Raw genomic sequence first — 18091 nt, forward strand, 5'->3', positions numbered from 1 at the left:
GGCCGTCGTCATGCTCTGCTCTGCTCTGCTCTGCCGACGATCGCACGCGCCGGGGCGCGCACGACGTCCGGCGAAAAGGCGCTAGGTCGCCCGCCGCCGCCGCGCCCCCGGCCGCCGCTCGCTCGGCCGCGTGACCGGGTCCCCGGCCTCCCGCGCCGCGGCCCGCCGCCGCAGACCGAAGTCGGCCAGCGCCTCCGCGAGCTTGTGCACGGACGGCTCGGGCGCCATCACGTCGACCCGCAGCCCGTGCTCCTCCGCGGTCTTCGCGGTGGCCGGGCCGATGCAGGCGATCACGGTGACGTTGTGCGGCTTGCCGGCGATACCCACCAGGTTGCGCACGGTGGAGGACGACGTGAAGAGCACGGCGTCGAAACCGCCGCCCTTGATCGCCTCACGGGTGTCCGCCGGCGGCGGCGAGGCCCGCACGGTCCGGTAGGCCGTGACGTCGTCGACCTCCCAGCCCAGCTCGATCAGCCCGGCGACCAGGGTCTCGGTGGCGATGTCGGCCCGGGGCAGGAACACCCGGTCGATCGGGTCGAAGACCGGGTCGTAGGGCGGCCAGTCGTCGAGCAGCCCGGCCGCGCTCTGCTCACCGCTGGGCACCAGGTCCGGCTTCACGCCGAAGGCGACCAGCGCCTTGGCGGTCTGCTCGCCCACCGCGGCGACCTTGATGCCGGCGAAGGCACGCGCGTCGAGCCCGTACTCCTCGAACTTCTCCCGCACGGCCTTGACGGCGTTGACGGAGGTGAAGGCGATCCACTCGTAGCGGCCCGTCACCAGGCCCTTGACCGCGCGCTCCATCTGCTGGGGTGTGCGCGGCGGTTCGACGGCGATCGTCGGCACCTCGTGCGGCACGGCCCCGTACGACCGCAGCTGGTCGGAGAGCGACACCGCCTGCTCCTTCGTCCGCGGCACGAGGACCTTCCAGCCGAACAGCGGCTTGGACTCGAACCACGACAGCTGGTCGCGCTGGGCGGGGGCGGAACGCTCGCCGACCACGGCTATCACCGGCCGGCCGCCGTCCGGCGAGGGCAGCACCTTCGCCTGCTTCAGCGTCTGCGCGATGGTGCCGAGGGTCGCCGTCCAGGTCCGCTGACGGGTCGTCGTACCCGCCACCGTGACGGTCATCGGCGTATCGGGCTTGCGGCCCGCCGCCACCAGCTCACCGGCCGCGGCGGCCACCGAGTCCAGGGTCGTCGACACCACGACGGTGCCGTCCGACGCGCCGACCTCGGTCCAGCACCGGTCGGAGGCGGTACGGGCGTCCACGAACCGGACGTCCGCGCCCTGCGCGTCGCGCAGCGGCACACCGGCGTACGCGGGCACACCTACCACGGCCGCGACACCGGGCACGACCTCGAAGGGAACACCGGCCGCCGCGCAGGCGAGCATTTCCTCGGCCGCGTACGTATCAAGTCCCGGATCCCCGGACACGGCACGGACGACCCGCCTGCCGCCCCGCGCGGCCTCCATGACAAGATGTGAGGCATCCCGCACAGCGGGTACCTCAACGCTTGTCGGCGTGCCGCCGACCAGCGTCGGGTGAGGCGTGCCCGTGCCCGGAAGCGGGTCCGACGAAGGACCCGGGTCCGCGGTCACGACGGTGACACCGGGCCGCGCGTGCGTCCGTACGACGTCGAGCACCTCGTGCTCGGCGACCAGGACGTCCGCGTTCCCCAGCGCCTCCACGGCGCGCAGAGTCAGCAGTCCCGGATCCCCGGGTCCGGCACCCAGGAAGGTGACGTGCCCGTGTTCCGGACCGGCGGGAAAGGTGGTGGGGCTCACTGTGCTTGCTCCCCCATCAGACCGGCCGCGCCCTGGGCGAGCATCTCGGCGGCGAGTTCGCGACCGAGCGCCATCGCCCCGTCATGCGTCTCGGGCACGGGACCGGTGGTGGACAGCTGCACCATGCGGGTGCCGTCGGTGGTGCCGACGACTCCCCGCAGGCGCATTTCGTTGACAATCTGCCCGTCGGCCAGCAGGTCGGCCAGTGCCCCCACGGGAGCACTGCAACCGGCCTCCAGGGCGGCGAGCAGGGATCGTTCGGCGGTCACGGCGATCCGGGTGTTCGGGTCGTCGAGCTCGCCGAGCGCGGCGATCAGGTGCGCGTCGGACGCGACACACTCGATCGCCAGTGCCCCCTGGCCGGGAGCGGGCAGAACGGTGTCTATCGACAGGAAGTCGGTGACCTCGTCGATCCGGCCGATGCGGCTGAGGCCGGCCGCGGCCAGAACCACCGCGTCCAGTTCCCCATCGTGCACGTACCGGATCCTCGTGTCGACGTTCCCGCGTATCGGGACGGTCTCGATGTCGAGGCCGTGGGCGCGTGCGTACGCGTTGAGCTGGGCCATGCGGCGCGTCGAGCCGGTGCCGATGCGCGCTCCGCGCGGCAGGTCGGTGAACTTCAGCGCGTCCCGGGCGACGATCACGTCACGGGGGTCCTCGCGCACCGGTACGGCAGCCAGGACCAGGTCCTCGGGCTGCGTGGTCGGCAGGTCCTTCAGCGAGTGCACCGCGAAGTCGACCTCACCCCGCACCAGCGCGTCCCGCAGCGCGGTCACGAAAACACCCGTGCCGCCGATCTGCGAGAGGTGCTCGCGGGAGACATCGCCGTACGTGGTGATCTCGACCAGTTCGACGGGCCGCCCGGTCACCTGGCTCACGGCGTCCGCCACCTGCCCGGACTGGGCCATGGCGAGTCTGCTCCGCCTGGTCCCGAGCCTCAATGCCTTGTCAGTCATGCCGGCCCTCGGTTCTTCTCGGTGCTGTCGTCGGCCCGGGAGACAGAGGCCACCGTCTCCGGGTCGAGGTCGAACAGGGTCCGCAGCGCGTCCGCGTACCCGGCGCCGCCGGGTTCGGCCGCGAGCTGCTTGACCCGTACGGTCGGTGCGTGCAGCAGCTTGTCGACGACACGCTTCACGGTCTGGGTGATCTCCGCGCGGTGCTTGTCGTCGAGGCCGGGCAGCCGTCCCTCCAGGCGCGCGATCTCGTTGGCGACGACATCGGCGGCCATCATCCGCAGCGCCACCACGGTCGGCGTGATGTGCGCGGCCCGCTGGGCGGCGCCGAACGCGGCGACCTCGTCGCCGACGATCCGCCGCACCTGGTCCACGTCGGAGGCCATCGGGGCGTCCGCGGAGGCCTCCGCCAGCGACTCGATGTCCACCAGCCGCACCCCGGCCAGCCGGTGCGCGGCCGCGTCCACGTCCCGCGGCATCGCGAGGTCGAGGAGGAACAGCACGGGCTCGGGGCGTACGAGGCCGGCGACCGGCTCGGGCATGCGGCGCTCGGGGATCCGGCCGACGGTGGCGGCGGTCGCGGCGAGCGCGGTGATCAGTTCGGCGTCCGCCTCGGGCGTGCGCCGCACGGCCGTACGGCGGTCCACGCCGGCGTTGTCGACCCAGGCGGCGTGCTGCTCCAGCGTCGCCGCGTCCATGCCGGCCACGGCGGCCTCGCCCAGCACGGAGAAGCCGGGCTGCTGTGCGGCCGGCAGGTCCAGCGGGCACCCGTCGTCGGTCCCGAGGGAGGTCGGCGGCAACGCGCGAACGGCCGACGGGCCCTGCTCGTCGAGGACCGCCGGAGCGCCGGTGCGGCCCTCGACCGCGGCCGCGACGGCCTCCGCGGTCAGGACCAGGCCCGTCGCGCCCGTACAGGAGACGGCGATGTCGGCACGTGTCAGCTCGGCCGGCACCGATTCCATCGGTACCGCGCGGGCCGGCACGTCCGTGCCCTCGTCCTCGGTCAGTGTCCGGGCGAGCCGCTCGGCGCGGTCGAAGGTGCGGTTGGCGACGACGATCTCGGCGACACCGGCGCGCGCCAGGGTGGCGGCGGCCAGGGAGGACATCGAGCCCGCCCCGATGACCAGCGCCGTCTTGCCCCGCGCCCACGCGCGGACGTCGCCGCCCGCGGCGAGCTGCTCCAGGCCGAAGGTGACCAGGGACTGTCCGGCCCGGTCGATCCCGGTCTCGGAGTGAGCCCGCTTGCCGACCCTGAGGCCCTGCTGGAAGAGGTCGTTCAGCAGCCGGCCGGCGGTGTGCAGCTCCTGCGCCCGGGCCAGGGAGTCCTTGATCTGGCCGAGGACCTGGCCCTCGCCGACGACCATCGAGTCCAGCCCGCAGGCCACCGAGAACAGGTGGTGGACGGCCCGGTCCTCGTAGTGCACGTAGAGATAAGGGGTGAGCTCGTCCAGCCCGACGCCGCTGTGCTGGGCGAGGAGCGTGGACAGCTCGGCGACACCGGCGTGGAACTTGTCCACGTCGGCGTACAGCTCGATCCGGTTGCAGGTGGCGAGGACGGCGGCCTCGGCGGCCGGTTCGGCGGCGACCGTGTCCTGGAGCAGCTTGAGCTGGGCGTCCGCGGAGAGCGAGGCCCGCTCCAGGACGCTCACGGGGGCGCTGCGGTGGCTCAGCCCGACGACGAGGAGACTCATGCCGGCATCACGGCGGGCACGTCCCCGTCGGGTCCCTGGTCGGTGGAGTCGTCACGGCCGGCGGGGGCGGGTACGGCGCCCTCGTGCGCCGCGGCCTCCTCGCCGGCCTTGCGCTGCTCGTGGAAGGCGAGGATCTGGAGCTCGATGGAGAGGTCGACCTTGCGCACGTCGACGCCGTCCGGGACGGTCAGCACGGTCGGCGCGAAGTTCAGGATGGACGTGACCCCGGCGGCCACGAGCCGGTCGCAGACCTGCTGGGCGGCACCGGCGGGGGTGGCGATGACACCGATCGACACGCCGTTGTCCGTGATGATCTTCTCGAGCTCGTCGGTGTGCTGCACCGGGATGCCCGCGACGGGCTTGCCGGCCATCGCCGGGTCGGCGTCGATCAGGGCGGCGACCCGGAAACCGCGCGAGGCGAACCCGCCGTAGTTGGCGAGCGCGGCGCCGAGGTTACCGATACCGACGATCACAACCGGCCAGTCCTGGGTGAGCCCCAGCTCACGGGAGATCTGGTAGACGAGATACTCGACGTCGTAGCCGACACCCCGGGTCCCGTAGGAGCCCAGGTACGAGAAGTCCTTGCGCAGCTTGGCGGAGTTGACCCCCGCCGCGGCCGCGAGTTCCTCGGACGACACCGTGGGAACCGAGCGCTCCGACAGTGCGGTCAGCGCACGGAGGTACAGCGGAAGCCGGGCGACGGTGGCCTCGGGAATCCCTCGGCTACGGGTCGCCGGTCGGTGAGTTCGGCCAGTTGCCACGGTGCTCCTGCGGGTAGAGCGGGGCTGCGAGCGGTCATACGTCCCCAGACCGCCCCGTCGACAGCAGGCTATGTCTTTGTGAACGCGTGCACAAAGATGGTGTCCGATTTGCCCGGCCAACGTGACCGGGGTCACGCGCCCCCGCCACGCTCGTGCGGAACCGGCGCAGACGCGTCGACGTTCCTTCCTTACCGGGGGCAAAACCGCACACTCTCCTCACGAATCCCGCCCCCGAGACCAAGTCGCCAACGATCCTAAGCGACTTTCCGGAAGAGTTGGACTACTCGGTCAGTGCCGATCGCAACCGTTCCGGGTTCACGCGCCAGAAGGTGTGCTGCTCCCCGTCCACCAGCACCACGGGGATCTGTTCCCAGTAGGCGTCGTGGAGTTGGGGATCCTCGGTGATGTCCTTCTTCTCCCAGGGCACCCCGAGATCACCGCACACCTTCTCGATGACGGCCTGTGCGTCATCACACAGATGACACCCGGGCTTCCCGATGAGGGTGACGAGCCGGTCCTGCGGGGCCGGCCCCTTCCGTCGAAAGAGGGGACTCATGTCGGCCATTCTCGCGCTCTTTAACGGCTCGGTCGCGGAGAGTTCACACCCTTCGAACCTCGTGGCTCCGGAACCACCGAACAAACTGGCTATGCTCACGCCATGGCCGCTCTCGGATGGCTCACTCCCCGTAGGCGCTCCGCCACGGCGCGGAGCGTGTTGGCAGGCGAGGCCTCGGCGGAGGCCGCCCGCAAGAACACACAGGACGCACAGCAGGAACAGCAGGCCCCCGGAGCAGGGGAGGAACCGCAGTTCCCGGTCCACGGCGACGCGCTGGCCGCCGCCTTCTTCGACCTGGACAACACCGTGATGCAGGGCGCCGCCCTGTTCCACTTCGGCCGCGGCCTGTACAAACGCCGGTTCTTCGAGACCCGCGACCTGGTCCGGTTCGCCTGGCAGCAGGCCTGGTTCCGGCTGGCCGGCGTCGAGGACCCCGAGCACATGCAGGACGCCCGCGACTCCGCCCTCTCCATCGTCAAGGGCCACCGTGTCGCCGAACTCATGTCGATCGGCGAGGAGATCTACGACGAGTACATGGCCGAGCGCATCTGGCCGGGCACCCGGGCCCTCGCCCAGGCCCACCTGGACGCCGGTCAGAAGGTGTGGTTGGTCACAGCCGCCCCGGTCGAGATCGCCCAGGTGATCGCCCGCCGCCTCGGCCTCACCGGCGCCCTCGGCACGGTCGCCGAGTCGGTCGACGGCGTCTACACCGGCAAGCTGGTCGGCGAGCCGCTGCACGGCCCCGCGAAGGCCGAGGCCGTCCGCGCCCTGGCCGCCGCCGAGGGCCTGGACCTCTCCCGCTGCGCCGCCTACAGCGACTCCCACAACGACATCCCGATGCTCTCCCTCGTCGGCCACCCCTACGCCATCAACCCCGACGCCAAGCTCCGCAAGCACGCCCGGGGCCTCGACTGGCGCCTGCGCGACTACCGCACGGGCCGCAAGGCGGCGAAGGTCGGCATCCCCGCGGCGGCGGGGGTCGGCGCGGTCGCGGGCGGAACGGCGGCGGCGATCGCCCTGCACAACAGGCGCCGCCGCTGACCCGACGCGCGGGCGACACGCGCGCGACGGACGAACACCGCGGACGAACCCGGCGTGCCGACACGCCGACGACCGCGCCGGACGCACAAAGGACGGTCGTACCCCCTGCGGCCGTCCTTATTCATGCTTGTCCGCGCACAGCCACAACACGCCCCGGACCGACCCGAAACTCGAACTCTTCCGATCAACAATCGCTCACTCCAGGCAACTTGATCGAACGTCAATAGGTAACAGAAGCGACGTAATCGAAGTTTTGAGCAACTCGGTGTAGCAGCGCCTGCACGAAGCGTTATTCTCCTCAGACGCAAACCGGAACCCTCCTGTCGTCACGACGGGTGAAAGGTCCCGCACTGCACGTGATGGAAGCTCTGCCTCTGGGAGTCCCGTGTACCCACACGTCGGGGTTGACACCTCGGGCCTGGCTACGCTGCGCGCAACGGTCGCTACGGTCCAGGACCTGTTGCGCGGCTTCGTCCCCACCGCGTACGCCGTCCCCGCCTTCGCCGCCGTACCGGCGGGCCCGTGCTATGCACTGGCCGAAGGCACCGCCGCGGTCGGCAGAAGAGGACGCTCGACCGGCGCGGCCACCACCCGCCGACCGGCCGCCGACAGCGACAGCGCCCGGATGATGGACCTCGTCGAACGAGCACAGGCCGGCGAGGCCGACGCCTTCGGGCGGCTGTACGACCAGTACAGCGACACCGTCTACCGCTACATCTACTACCGGGTGGGCAGCAAGGCGACCGCGGAGGACCTCACCAGCGAGACGTTCCTGCGCGCCCTGCGCCGCATCGGTACCTTCACCTGGCAGGGCCGCGACTTCGGCGCCTGGCTCGTCACCATCGCCCGCAACCTCGTCGCCGACCACTTCAAGTCGAGCCGGTTCCGCCTCGAGGTGACCACCGGCGAGATGCTCGACGCCAACGAGGTCGAGCGCTCCCCCGAGGACTCCGTCCTGGAGTCCCTCTCCAACGCCGCGCTCCTGGACGCCGTACGCCGGCTCAACCCCCAGCAGCAGGAATGCGTGACCCTCCGGTTCCTCCAGGGCCTGTCCGTCGCCGAGACCGCGCGGGTGATGGGCAAGAACGAGGGCGCCATCAAGACCCTCCAGTACCGGGCCGTCCGGACGCTGGCCCGCCTCCTGCCGGACGACGCCCGCTGACGGACCCGTCCGGCACCTACTGTCGGCATACTCCAACTCACGTTCAGTGAAAGTCCGTTGACTTCCCGATCCGATCATCCGCAGTCCGTAACCCAAGTGCCGCGCCAGTCGTTGTGCGGGATACAGGCTCCCTGTGGTCACGTCCCGGCCGCCCCCGATCACCCGATCGTGTGGACGCGGTTCGGGCCGTGCAACCCTCGAGACCCCCGGGGAGCCGACCGTCATGACGAGAGGAGGTGCCGCCAGTGATCGCGAACGTATCGGCACACCGGCGGGCGAGCGCCTTCGCCCAGGCCCTGGAGGAGCAGTCCGACCAGGACACGGCGGCCGAGCAGACCGAGGGATCACCGCCGGCACCGGCCGCTGCGGACCAGACCGAGCGGGGCCGTCACCTGGCCTTCGTCACGCGTCTCGCCGAGCTGCCCAAACCGGTGATGGACCCCGCGGTCAAGGTCGTCCAGCGGGCCCAGTTGGTCGCCGCGATGGAGGCCATGCTGCAAGCGGGCACCGCAGGAGGCGAGGCGACGGACCGTTCGGTACCCGAGCAGCGGTCGCACCGCGCCCGGGGTGCCCACCGGGCGAGTCCGCTGGGAAAGTTCCGACCGCGGTCCCGTATCGCCAAGGGCCTCACCGCCGGCGGCCTGAGCGTGGGCGTCGCCGCGGGTGCCCTGGGCGGAGTCGCAGCAGCGAGTTCCGACGCCCTCCCCGGTGACGGGCTCTACGGGCTCAAGCGCGGCATCGAGGACTTCAAGCTCAACTACCTGGCCGACGGCGACGACGAACGCGGGCGGAGCTATCTCGACCAGGCCTCCACCCGGCTCAGCGAGGCCCGCCGGCTCATGGAACGCGGCCGCGCCGGCGACCTCGACCACGAGTCCGTCGGCGAGATCAGACGCGCCCTGTCCGGCATGCAGCACGACGCCTCGGAGGGACACCGTCTCCTGCACGAGGCGTACGAGCGCGACCCGGAGTCCCTGGGACCCATCCAGGCCCTCTCCGCGTTCTCCCGCTCGCACCGCGAGGCCTGGGGCGCGCTGCGCGACAAGCTGCCCGTGCAGCTCGGCGACGTCAGTCAGCAGGTCTCGTCCGTCTTCGAGGCCATAGACGAAGAGGTCGCCCCGCTCCAGTCCCTGCTGCCGCAGCCACCGGCCCCGGGCGGCGGCACCGGCAGCCGCCAGGGCACCGGCTCGGTGTCCCCCGGCGCCTCGGGCACCGGCCGCTCCACGGCACCCGGTGCCGACTCCTCCGAGCGAGGCGGCACCGGCAACAGCGGCAGCCCGAGCAGGTCGTCCACCGCCGGCACCGGCGACGACGGCCTCCTCGGCGGCGGCACCGGCGGACTTCTCGACCCCCCGCAGGAGTCCGGCACGGTCTCCCCGTCCACCACCCCGTCGTCCGGCCACCCCGACGTCACCATCCCACCGCTCCTGCCCGGCCTCCTGCCGGGCCTGGGCATCGACAGCGAGGACGCCGGATAGCACACACCGCGATGGGGCGCCCTTCCCTAGGAAGAGCGCCCCATCGCCGTACCCGCCGGCCTCCTCCTCAGAAGAACACCGACCGCCGCTGCACCAGCAACTTGTACAACGTGTGCTGAATCTGCTCCCGCACCTGATCGGTCAGGTTGAACATCAACATCGGATCCTCCGCCGCCTCCGGCGGATACCCGTCCGTCGGGATCGGCTCCCCGAACTGGATCGTCCACTTCGTCGGCAACGGAATCGCACCCAACGGCCCCAACCACGGAAACGTCGGCGTCAACGGGAAGTAGGGGAACCCGAGAACACGCGCGAGCGCCCCATCCACACTGCCACCCTCGCACCGCTCCGCGGGCTTCGCGCGGCCGCGCCGGGCTCCGCCCGCCGACTCCCCGCACCGAGGCACGCCCCCGAACCACTCCCCCTCAGAAAAACACCGACCGCCGCTGCACCAGCAACTTGTACAACGTGTGCTGAATCTGCTCCCGCACCTGATCGGTCAGGTTGAACATCAACATCGGATCCTCCGCCGCCTCCGGCGGATACCCGTCCGTCGGGATCGGCTCCCCGAACTGGATCGTCCACTTCGTCGGCAACGGAATCGCACCCAACGGCCCCAACCACGGAAACGTCGGCGTCAGCGGGAAGTAGGGGAACCCGAGAACACGCGCGAGCGTCTTCGCGTTGCCGATCATCGGGTAGATCTCCTCGGCCCCGACGATCGAGCACGGGATGATCGGCGCGCCCTGCCGCAGCGCGGTGGAGACGAAACCGCCCCGCCCGAACCGCTGTAGTTTGTACCGCTCCCCGAAGGGCTTCCCGATGCCCTTGAACCCCTCGGGCATCACCCCGACCAGCTCCCCCTGACCCAGCAGCCGCTCGGCGTCCTCGGCGCACGCCAGGGTGTGCCCGAGCTTGCGCGCCAGCTCGTTGACGACCGGCAGCACGAAGACCAGGTCGGCCGCGAGCAGCCGCAGATGCCGGCCGGCCGGGTGGTGGTCGTGGACGGCGACCTGCATCATCAGCCCGTCCAGCGGCACCGTCCCCGAGTGGTTGGCGACGATCAGCGCCCCGCCCTCGGCCGGGATGTTCTCGACGCCCTTCACCTCGACCCGGAAGTACTTCTCGTACACCGGCCGCAGCAGCGACATCAGGACCTGGTCGGTCAGCTCCTCGTCGTACCCGAAGTCGTCGACCTCGTAGTCCCCGGTGAGCCGGCGGCGCAGGAAGGCCAGACCGCCCGCGATACGCCGCTCCAGGCCCCCTTCGTCCCGCCCGCCCGTCACATCCGTCACAGGAACATCATCCTGCGCGACAGCCCTGGTGGGCAGGGGCTGGACCTCGCCGATCTCGGTGAGGTCACCGATCTCACGGACCGGCGCGGGCTCGCCGTTCTTGCGCCGGCTCACGCCCCGACGCCGCGGCGGCCGCGCCAGGGCGCCCCCGCGGGACCGGTCGTCGTCGAACGGAATGACCTTGGCGTCCGCCATCGTTGATGCGCTCCTCAGTTGGCGCTCGGCGTCGGGGGGTGGACCTGGGCGTGGGCCCCGGGGAGGCCGCCGCCCGCGAAGGGCAGCGCGGCGATCCGGTCGACGGCACCCGCGACGGCCTCCGGCGGCAGCAGCCCGGGTCCCTGGCTGCGCGCGAAGTCCGCGAAGGTCTCGGCCGTGGTGTACCGCGGCGTGAAGCCGAGGGTCTCGCGCATCTGGTCGGTCGCCACCACCCGGCCGTGCGTCAGCAGCCTGATCTGCTCGGGCGAGAAGTCCGTCATGCCCAGCGTGCGCACCAGGGTGCCCGCCCAGGTGACCGCGGGCAGCAGCAGCGGCACGGTGGGCCGCCCGAGCCGCCTCGAGCACTGCGACAGCAGCAGCGCCCCGTCACCGGCGATGTTGAAGGTGCCGCTGTTCAGCGTGCCCCGCGCGGGCTCGTGCGAGGCGATCCGCAGCACCTCGATGACGTCGTCCTCGTGCACGAACTGGAGCCGCGGGTCGTAGCCGAGCACGGTGGGCAGCACGGGCAGCGAGAAGTAGGAGGCGAGCGGTGTCTCGGCGGTGGGCCCGAGGATGTTGGCGAACCGCAGCACGCACACCGCGACATCGGGCCGCCGCCGCGCGAAGCCCCGCACATATCCCTCGACCTCGACGGCGTCCTTGGCGAAACCGCCGCTCGGCAGCGACTTGGCGGGCGTGGTCTCGGTGAACACCGCGGGATCCCGGGGCGCGGACCCGTAGACGTTGGTGGAGGACTTGACGACCAGCCGCTTCACGTTCGGGGACTTCTGGCAGGCACCGAGGAGCTGCATCGTCCCGATGACGTTGGTCTCCTTGACCGTGGTCCGGCTGCCGCTGCCCAGCGCGGTGGCCGTCACGTCCAGGTGGACGACGGTGTCGGCGCCCGTCTCGGCGAGCACCCGCGCGATGGTGGGCTGCCGGATGTCGGTCTGGACGAACTCGGCGCCTCCCAGATGGTGCTCGGGCCGCACGGCGTCCACGCCGATGACACGGTCGACTTCCGGGTCCCGCTGAATCCGTCGTACGAACCGGCCCCCCAGCTGACGGGCCACTCCGGTCACGAGCACGACCTTCCCCAAGACCAGCGCCTTCCTTCCGCCTCAGCCCCGCTCGGATGCTGCACTGCTCGTAGCCTGCCGGGTTCCCCGTGTGCGGCCAACCTACCGGGTCGATGTTGCGCTGTGATGACCACCCGATGCACGAAGTGACGGAAGTGGCCGGTCGTACGACCGGATCAGCCATCACACGCGTCCAGGCATACGCACGGGGTTCAGCCGGCCGCACTCCACCCGGACATGCGTGTGGCCCCCCACCAGGAAACCCTGACCGGGGGGCCACACCACGCTCTCGCGGCTCGCGTCGCGCGAAAGCCGGTACCGAAGTACCGGATCCGCTTACTTCTTGTTACGACGCTGAACGCGCGTGCGCTTGAGCAGCTTGCGGTGCTTCTTCTTGGCCATCCGCTTGCGCCGCTTCTTGATAACAGAGCCCACGACTACCCTCGCTCACTTCTCATCACTCGGTGCTGGGCGCCATGGGCCCATACGACCTACGAGGGCCTAGCCTACCCGCCTGAGCGCTGAGGTCGTAATCGAGGTGGCCGGAGGGGTCCTGAAGGTGCCCTGTGCCGCTGTGGCGGACCCCTCCGCCCTCGCCGTCTCAGGCGGTTTCCACCCCCACGTAGCTCTCGCGGAGGTACTCGTGTACCGCTTGCTCGGGGACGCGGAAGGACCGCCCCACCCGGATAGCGGGCAGATGACCGCTGTGCACCAGCCGGTACACGGTCATCTTCGACACTCGCATCACCGAGGCGACTTCCGCCACGGTAAGGAACTGAACCTCGTTCAGAGGCCTTTCGCCAGCTGCAGCCATGACACACCTGAACCTTCCGCACTCGACGGCCACCGGCTTCCCCTTCCGGTGACTCTTCGTCGTTGCGTGCTCACTCCCCAATGTAGGGGCGGGTGATGCGAGTGGGGAAGAGGTGCACCCATCGCAGGCCTACTGTGACAGACACGCTCGATTGAGTACGTAGCGGGTAAGCGGCAGGTAGCAGTCGGACCACACGCCGTCATCAAGTGGAACGGCAACGGACACCACCCCCTCGGCCTCGCCCACGAACACCGCGGGGTCATCGGTGTCGGCCAGCCCAATGGCCTCAAACCCCAGCTGACCTGCCCCGCAGACCCACCCGTGGTCCCCGATCACCAGATCCGGCAACGGCCGGCCCTCCTCCGCGGCCGCCCCGAGCGCGAGCCGAACCGGCAGCGGCGAGTGGCTGTGCACGGGGGTCGCACAACCGGCGCGTTCACCGTCGCCCTCCCGGACGACGGCGACCCCTCGTACGTAGTCGAGGTGGTGCGTGCGTAGACCGAACCGGGTCGTTATGTCGACAGAGCGACCCTGCGCGGGGGTGAGGACAGTACATCCCGCCGCCGACAAAGCGTCCGCAAGCCCGCCGTAGAACCCGAGCAGCCGATGCGGATGCCCCGTCCCGATCAACACGGTCCCACCACGCTGGGCAACCACCGCCACCCGCCCGGCGAAGGCATCGAGCGCGGCGACGGTCCGCTCCGGATCGATCACATCATGCCCGGAAACGCATCCGGGATCGGCCGAAACCCCACACTTCTCCGCCATCAACGCAACCAACTCCCCCACCCCCCACCCCCCTTGCGGCTCCACCCCCATCAACACCCGAGGATCCCGAGCAGCGAACAGCCGATACCGCCCCAGACTCTTCTCCCGCCCCGTCCCGACCACCCCCGCCAACCCCGTCGCGACGAGATACCCCTGAATCCCCCCATAACCCACCACCCCACCCACCCTGAACCACCCCACCCCACCCCACCGGAAAACCCAGGAAAGAGGCCACGGTTGGAGTAAGGGAAACCCTTGGGGAGGGGAGGGGAGGGGAAGGGAGGCGGGGGCGGTCACCACCGAGGTTCGGGGGTGGGGGGGCGGACGGAGCGAGCCCTGCGGGGTACGGAGGGCGGAGCCCTGGGGGGCACGGGGGGCGGAGCCCCGCCGGGGTGCAGCGCCGGGCACCCACGGGTGGTGCAGCGCCGGAGCCCCGCGAGGGGCGCAGGGGACGCAGTCCCCGCCCGGGTCCGGGGCGGAGCCCCGGGGCGAGGCCAACCCTTCAACCAACCGAGTCGGGTGGGCGGGTGGGCAAGAACTCCCACCCCCGGCGGAGCCCTACGCCAACAACCCCCGCAACGGAAACACCGCCCGCCGCGTAGCCAACACCGCCTGGTCCAGCCGATCCGCCGGGTCGTACCCCGCCTCCCACCCGGCCCACTCCACCGGCCACCGCCCGTCCGTCATCCGCACCGGCGCCAACTGCCGCGTACGGGCGAAGACCTCCTGCCGCCAGCTCTCCGGAATCACCGTCTCCGGCGCCACCGGCCGACCCGCCGCCACCCCCACCAGATGCGTCCAGGACCGCGGCACCACATCCACCACCGCGTAGCCGCCCCCACCCAAAGCGACCCACTTCCCCCCGGCGTACTCATGAGCCAACTCATGACAAGCCACCTGCACGGCCCGCTGCGCATCCAGCGACACCGCCAGATGCGCCAACGGATCCTCGAAATGCGTATCGGCCCCGTGCTGAGTCACCAGCACATCCGGCCGGAAATCAGCGATCAGCTCCGGCACCACCGAGTGGAACGCCCGGAGCCACCCCGCGTCCCCGGTCCCGGCCGGCAGCGCGACATTCACCGCCGACCCCTCCCCGGCCCCCGCCCCGGTCTCCTCCGGCCACCCGGTCTGCGGAAACAACGTCCGGGGATGCTCGTGCAACGAGATCGTGAGCACCCGCGGGTCCTCCCAGAACGCGGCCTGCACCCCGTCCCCGTGATGCACGTCCACATCCACATACGCGACCCGCTCGGCCCCCAGCTCCAACAGCCGGGCGATCGCCAACGACGCGTCGTTGTAGATACAGAACCCCGCCGCACCCCCGGGCATCGCATGATGCAGCCCCCCGGAGAAGTTCACCGCGTGCAGGGCCTCCCCCCGCCACACCGCCTCCGCCGCGCCCACCGACAACCCGGCGATCAACGAGGACACCTCGTGCATACCGGCGAAGGCCGGATCGTCCACCGTACCCAGCCCGTACGACATGTCCGCCGCCGACGGGTCCGCCGAGGCCGCCTTCACGGCCTCCACGTAGTCCCCCCGGTGCACCAGCCGCAAGGTGGACTCCCCGGCAGGCTTGGCCCCGACGACCTCGACCTCCCGGTCCAGCCCCAGGGCCCCCACCAACCGCCGGGTCAGCTCCAGCCGAACCGGATCCATCGGATGCTCGGGGCCGAAGTCATAGCCCGTTACTGCCTCGTCCCACATCAGCTGTGCGCGGCCGCTCATGCCCGCCACCGTATCGGTCCGGTTGAGCGGCGAACGACCGGGCGTACACCAACGTCACCAGCACCAACACCATCGGCACCACCATCGCCCCCCGATAGCTCCAGGCGTCCCCGAGGGCCCCCACCAACGGCGAGCCCACCAGGAAACCCACGTAGTTGAAGACGTTCAACCGGGCGATGGCCGCATCCGACGCCCCCGGGAACAACCTCCCCGCCGCCGCGAACGTCTGCGGCACCAGCACACACAGCCCGAGGCCCACCAGGGTGAACCCGCCCATCCCCACCCAGGCCCCGGACGCCCCCGCCACCACCGCGAACCCCACCGCCGCCATCAACGCCCCGAGCCGCACCACCACCACGGCCCCGAACCGCCGCACCCCGAAGTCCCCGATGGCCCGCCCCACCAACGTGGTCACCATGTACACGTTGTACGGCACCGTGGCCAGCTGCTCACTGCTCCCGAGCACGTCCTGCAGATACTTCGCACTCCAGTTGGAGACCGTCGAGTCCCCGATGTAGGCGAAGGTCATCACCAGACACAACGGCAGCAGCAGCTTGAAGACGACACCCCCACCGTCACCGGGCTTCACCGCCTCGACAGCCCCGGCCCCGCCGTCCCCGTCGACGTACCACCGACTCCCCACAAGCACCGCCGGCAACAGCAGCACCACCACGGGCAGATACGACACCCAGAGCGCGAGATGCCAGTGCGCCCCCGCCCACGCCAGCGAGGCTCCCACGATCCCGCCCAGGCTGTACGCGGCATGGAAGCTGAGCATGATGCTGCGCCCGTAGCTGCGTTGCAGACTCACCCCGAGCATGTTCATCGAGGCGTCCAACGCCCCCACGGCAAGCCCGAAGACGCCCAGCGCGATCGCCAGCTGGACCATCGCGTCCCCGGCGCCCACCCCTACCAGGGCCAGCAGCACCACCGGCTGCGACCAGCGGAGCAACACACTGGCCGGCACCCGCTTCACCAACTGCTCGGTCGCCACGCTCCCGACCCCGGCCAGCACCGGCACGGCCGCGAGGAAGGCGGGCAGCAGCGCGTCCGAGACCCCGTACCCGTCCTGGATGGCCGGGATCCGGGTCACGAGCAGCGCGAAGGCAGCCCCTTGGGCGAAGAAACTGAACGCCAACGAGGCCCTACCGCGCCGCAGCACTTCTGTCATGGCGGCGAGCGTAGGGCCCCGGCGTACTCGTGGGTAGATCCAGCCAAAGATGAATTCTCCTCAGCTTTACCGAGCAAGGGCGACGACCGGCACGTCCTCCCGCTCCCGCACCTGGATCCCGGCCTTGGCCTCGTCGGCCACCATCGCCTGCATGGGCCCGGCGGCAAGCGCCCCGCTCACCAGGATCCCCGTGCCGATCGACGCGACCATCACCACGGACCCCAGCCACACCATCGTGTCCACCGGCACCGTGTACGCCCCCACGACCCGCAGCACGCACTCCGCGAGCAGCACCACGCCCCAGACGACGGAGAAGACCCGCTCGCCCCGCAGAAAGGCGCCGGAGGCTTCCGCGCGGCCGCCGGCCAACCGCTCCCAGGCCGCCACCTTCGCCTCGTCCGCCTTCACCAGGAACGGCTTGAGCCCGGCGGTCATCATCGGCTGGCCCAGCGCCACCGACACCAGGATCCCGATCCCGACCACACTGCTGACCGCGCTGTCCTTGGCCAGCATCAGCCGCGGGTCCCCGGAGACGAAGCTGAGAAGCAGCCCGGCGACGTTCACCACGAGGATGAGCCCGGCCAGCCCGTGGACCGTCCGCTCCCGCACCACACCCCACACGGTCCGCACGGCCGGCACCACACTGCTCCAGGCGAGCGCCGCGAAGGTGCTCATCCCGAACGCGCCCTTGAACAGGTAGTACGACCCGAGCGGCACCGCCACATCCACGATGAGCGGGCCGAAGGCGTTCTTCTTGCTCTGCTTGGCGTGCTGGTTCGTCGTCATGCCCTCAGCTTCGCCGCCGGCCCGGGTCCGCCGGTAGAAACGATCGTCCGGACCTACGCATGACAAATGTCAGGCCAGCAACCCGGCCAACTCGCCCATGTCGGAGAACAGTTGAGTGGCCCCCGCCAGCCTGTCGGCCGGCGTCATCGCCGTGAACCCGTACACGTCCATCCCGGCCGCCACGGCCGCCCGCACCCCCAGCGGAGAGTCCTCCACCACGACGCACCGCTCCGGCGCGACCCCCATCCGCTCGGCCGCGTACAGGAACAGATCCGGAGCCGGCTTCCCCTTGCCCACGTCCTGTGCGCTGAAGATCCGCTCCCCCTCGAACCACCGGTCCAGCCCGGTCGTCCGATGCCCCACGCGGATCCGCTCATGACTCCCGGAGGACGCCACGCAGTACGGCACCTCGTCCGCGGCCAGCTTCTCGAGCACGTCCACGGCGCCGGCGACGGGCCGCAGCTCCCGCTCGAAGGCCTCGAACACACGCCGGTGGAAGACGTCGTCGAAGTCGTCCGGCAGCCGCTCCCCCGTGCGCTCCAGGACCAGGTCGTGGATCCGGTGCATCGCGGACCCCATGTAGTCCCGGATGGAGTCCTCGTAACTGGTCGGATGCCCCAGCTCGGTCAGATACGCGGCCAGCAGCCGATTGGAGATGGGCTCACTGTCCACGAGCACACCGTCGTTGTCGAAGATCACCAATTCGTAGCGCATATACAAGACCCTAAACGCAGAAAACCCCGCACCATAATGGTGCGGGGTTTCCCACAATGATTGTTCGGCGGTGTCCTACTCTCCCACAGGGTCCCCCCTGCAGTACCATCG

The 18091-nt window shown here is 70.6% G+C and carries 17 protein-coding genes and 1 pseudogene; 3 read left to right on the forward strand and 15 right to left on the reverse strand.

Features of this window, described 5'->3' with window-relative positions:
• Nucleotides 1–81 precede the first annotated feature (81 nt).
• The 5 genes from IE275_RS19310 to IE275_RS19330 form a co-directional block, all read right to left on the reverse strand.
• The gene (locus tag IE275_RS19310; protein ID WP_189712562.1) at nt 82–1785 is read right to left on the reverse strand and encodes a bifunctional uroporphyrinogen-III C-methyltransferase/uroporphyrinogen-III synthase; all 1704 of its coding nucleotides are present in this window, start codon (nt 1783–1785) and stop codon (nt 82–84) included.
• Nucleotides 1782–2741, reverse strand: coding sequence for a hydroxymethylbilane synthase (gene hemC / locus IE275_RS19315; protein ID WP_189712563.1), 960 nt, complete (start codon nt 2739–2741; stop codon nt 1782–1784). Before hemC ends, IE275_RS19310 begins: the two co-directional genes overlap by 4 nt.
• Nucleotides 2738–4429 carry a glutamyl-tRNA reductase gene (locus IE275_RS19320; protein ID WP_189712564.1) on the reverse strand — a complete coding sequence of 564 codons (1692 nt, stop codon included), beginning with the start codon at nt 4427–4429 and terminating at the stop codon, nt 2738–2740. Before IE275_RS19320 ends, hemC begins: the two co-directional genes overlap by 4 nt.
• Complete coding sequence (locus tag IE275_RS19325; RefSeq protein WP_189712565.1) at nt 4426–5190, reverse strand: redox-sensing transcriptional repressor Rex; 765 nt, start codon at nt 5188–5190, stop codon at nt 4426–4428. Before IE275_RS19325 ends, IE275_RS19320 begins: the two co-directional genes overlap by 4 nt.
• 280 nt (nt 5191–5470) lie before the next feature.
• Nucleotides 5471–5755, reverse strand: a complete 285-nt coding sequence (locus IE275_RS19330) for a glutaredoxin family protein (RefSeq protein WP_189712566.1) — start codon at nt 5753–5755, stop codon at nt 5471–5473.
• Between the two features lie 93 nt (nt 5756–5848).
• Here IE275_RS19330 and IE275_RS19335 point away from each other — a divergent pair, with 93 nt between their 5' ends.
• The 3 genes from IE275_RS19335 to IE275_RS19345 all read left to right on the forward strand — a co-directional run bounded on the left by IE275_RS19335 (nt 5849) and on the right by IE275_RS19345 (nt 9427).
• Entirely contained in the window at nt 5849–6787 is a 939-nt protein-coding gene (locus IE275_RS19335; RefSeq protein WP_189712567.1) for an HAD family hydrolase, read from the forward strand.
• Between the two features lie 385 nt (nt 6788–7172).
• Nucleotides 7173–7949 carry an ECF subfamily RNA polymerase sigma factor, BldN family gene (locus tag IE275_RS19340; RefSeq protein WP_189712568.1) on the forward strand — a complete coding sequence of 259 codons (777 nt, stop codon included), beginning with the start codon at nt 7173–7175 and terminating at the stop codon, nt 7947–7949.
• Nucleotides 7950–8194: 245 nt separating this feature from the next.
• The gene (locus IE275_RS19345; protein ID WP_189712569.1) at nt 8195–9427 is read left to right on the forward strand and encodes a DUF5667 domain-containing protein; all 1233 of its coding nucleotides are present in this window, start codon (nt 8195–8197) and stop codon (nt 9425–9427) included.
• A gap of 67 nt (nt 9428–9494) precedes the next feature.
• Here the strand turns inward: IE275_RS19345 and IE275_RS19350 are convergent.
• The 10 genes and pseudogenes from IE275_RS19350 to IE275_RS19395 all read right to left on the reverse strand — a co-directional run.
• Nucleotides 9495–9743, reverse strand: a pseudogene (locus IE275_RS19350) (glycerol acyltransferase); the annotation flags it as partial.
• Nucleotides 9744–9852: 109 nt separating this feature from the next.
• Nucleotides 9853–10917, reverse strand: a complete 1065-nt coding sequence (locus tag IE275_RS19355; RefSeq protein WP_189712570.1) for a lysophospholipid acyltransferase family protein — start codon at nt 10915–10917, stop codon at nt 9853–9855.
• 14 nt (nt 10918–10931) lie between these two features.
• Nucleotides 10932–12017, reverse strand: a complete 1086-nt coding sequence (locus IE275_RS19360) for an NAD-dependent epimerase/dehydratase family protein (RefSeq protein WP_189712571.1) — start codon at nt 12015–12017, stop codon at nt 10932–10934.
• A 315-nt stretch (nt 12018–12332) separates the two neighbouring features.
• A complete protein-coding gene (locus IE275_RS19365) occupies nt 12333–12431 on the reverse strand; it encodes a 30S ribosomal protein bS22 (RefSeq protein ID WP_003948845.1) in 99 nt (32 codons plus the stop codon).
• A gap of 166 nt (nt 12432–12597) precedes the next feature.
• Nucleotides 12598–12810 (reverse strand): helix-turn-helix domain-containing protein, encoded by a 213-nt coding sequence (locus IE275_RS19370; RefSeq protein ID WP_004984898.1) that lies wholly within the window; start codon nt 12808–12810, stop codon nt 12598–12600.
• A gap of 129 nt (nt 12811–12939) precedes the next feature.
• Nucleotides 12940–13755 (reverse strand): phosphatase, encoded by an 816-nt coding sequence (locus tag IE275_RS19375; RefSeq protein ID WP_189712593.1) that lies wholly within the window; start codon nt 13753–13755, stop codon nt 12940–12942.
• Nucleotides 13756–14136: 381 nt separating this feature from the next.
• Nucleotides 14137–15309 (reverse strand): acetoin utilization protein AcuC, encoded by a 1173-nt coding sequence (locus tag IE275_RS19380; protein ID WP_189712572.1) that lies wholly within the window; start codon nt 15307–15309, stop codon nt 14137–14139.
• Nucleotides 15260–16480: an MFS transporter gene (locus tag IE275_RS19385; protein ID WP_189712573.1), complete on the reverse strand. Its 1221-nt coding sequence runs from the start codon at nt 16478–16480 to the stop codon at nt 15260–15262. Before IE275_RS19385 ends, IE275_RS19380 begins: the two co-directional genes overlap by 50 nt.
• A 66-nt stretch (nt 16481–16546) precedes the next feature.
• Nucleotides 16547–17266 carry a VC0807 family protein gene (locus tag IE275_RS19390; RefSeq protein WP_189712574.1) on the reverse strand — a complete coding sequence of 240 codons (720 nt, stop codon included), beginning with the start codon at nt 17264–17266 and terminating at the stop codon, nt 16547–16549.
• Nucleotides 17267–17335: 69 nt separating this feature from the next.
• On the reverse strand, nt 17336–17980 hold the full coding sequence (locus tag IE275_RS19395) for an HAD family hydrolase (RefSeq protein WP_189712575.1): 645 nt from the start codon (nt 17978–17980) through the stop codon (nt 17336–17338).
• Between the last annotated feature and the right edge of the window lie 111 nt (nt 17981–18091).

The organism is Streptomyces phaeofaciens (assembly GCF_014648915.1).
In the GTDB taxonomy this organism is placed as follows: Bacteria; Actinomycetota; Actinomycetes; order Streptomycetales; family Streptomycetaceae; genus Streptomyces; species Streptomyces phaeofaciens.

Bases quoted from the DNA above. Each gene is read 5' to 3' on its own strand.
- hemC (WP_189712563.1), bottom strand. From the start codon at position 2,741: ATGACTGACAAGGCATTGAGGCTCGGGACCAGGCGGAGCAGACTCGCC.
- IE275_RS19320 (WP_189712564.1), bottom strand. From the start codon at position 4,429: ATGAGTCTCCTCGTCGTCGGGCTGAGCCACCGCAGCGCCCCCGTGAGC.
- IE275_RS19330 (WP_189712566.1), bottom strand. From the start codon at position 5,755: ATGGCCGACATGAGTCCCCTCTTTCGACGGAAGGGGCCGGCCCCGCAG.
- IE275_RS19335 (WP_189712567.1), top strand. From the start codon at position 5,849: ATGGCCGCTCTCGGATGGCTCACTCCCCGTAGGCGCTCCGCCACGGCG.
- IE275_RS19355 (WP_189712570.1), bottom strand. From the start codon at position 10,917: ATGGCGGACGCCAAGGTCATTCCGTTCGACGACGACCGGTCCCGCGGG.
- IE275_RS19370 (WP_004984898.1), bottom strand. From the start codon at position 12,810: ATGGCTGCAGCTGGCGAAAGGCCTCTGAACGAGGTTCAGTTCCTTACC.
- IE275_RS19380 (WP_189712572.1), bottom strand. From the start codon at position 15,309: ATGAGCGGCCGCGCACAGCTGATGTGGGACGAGGCAGTAACGGGCTAT.
- IE275_RS19385 (WP_189712573.1), bottom strand. From the start codon at position 16,480: ATGACAGAAGTGCTGCGGCGCGGTAGGGCCTCGTTGGCGTTCAGTTTC.
- IE275_RS19390 (WP_189712574.1), bottom strand. From the start codon at position 17,266: ATGACGACGAACCAGCACGCCAAGCAGAGCAAGAAGAACGCCTTCGGC.
- IE275_RS19395 (WP_189712575.1), bottom strand. From the start codon at position 17,980: ATGCGCTACGAATTGGTGATCTTCGACAACGACGGTGTGCTCGTGGAC.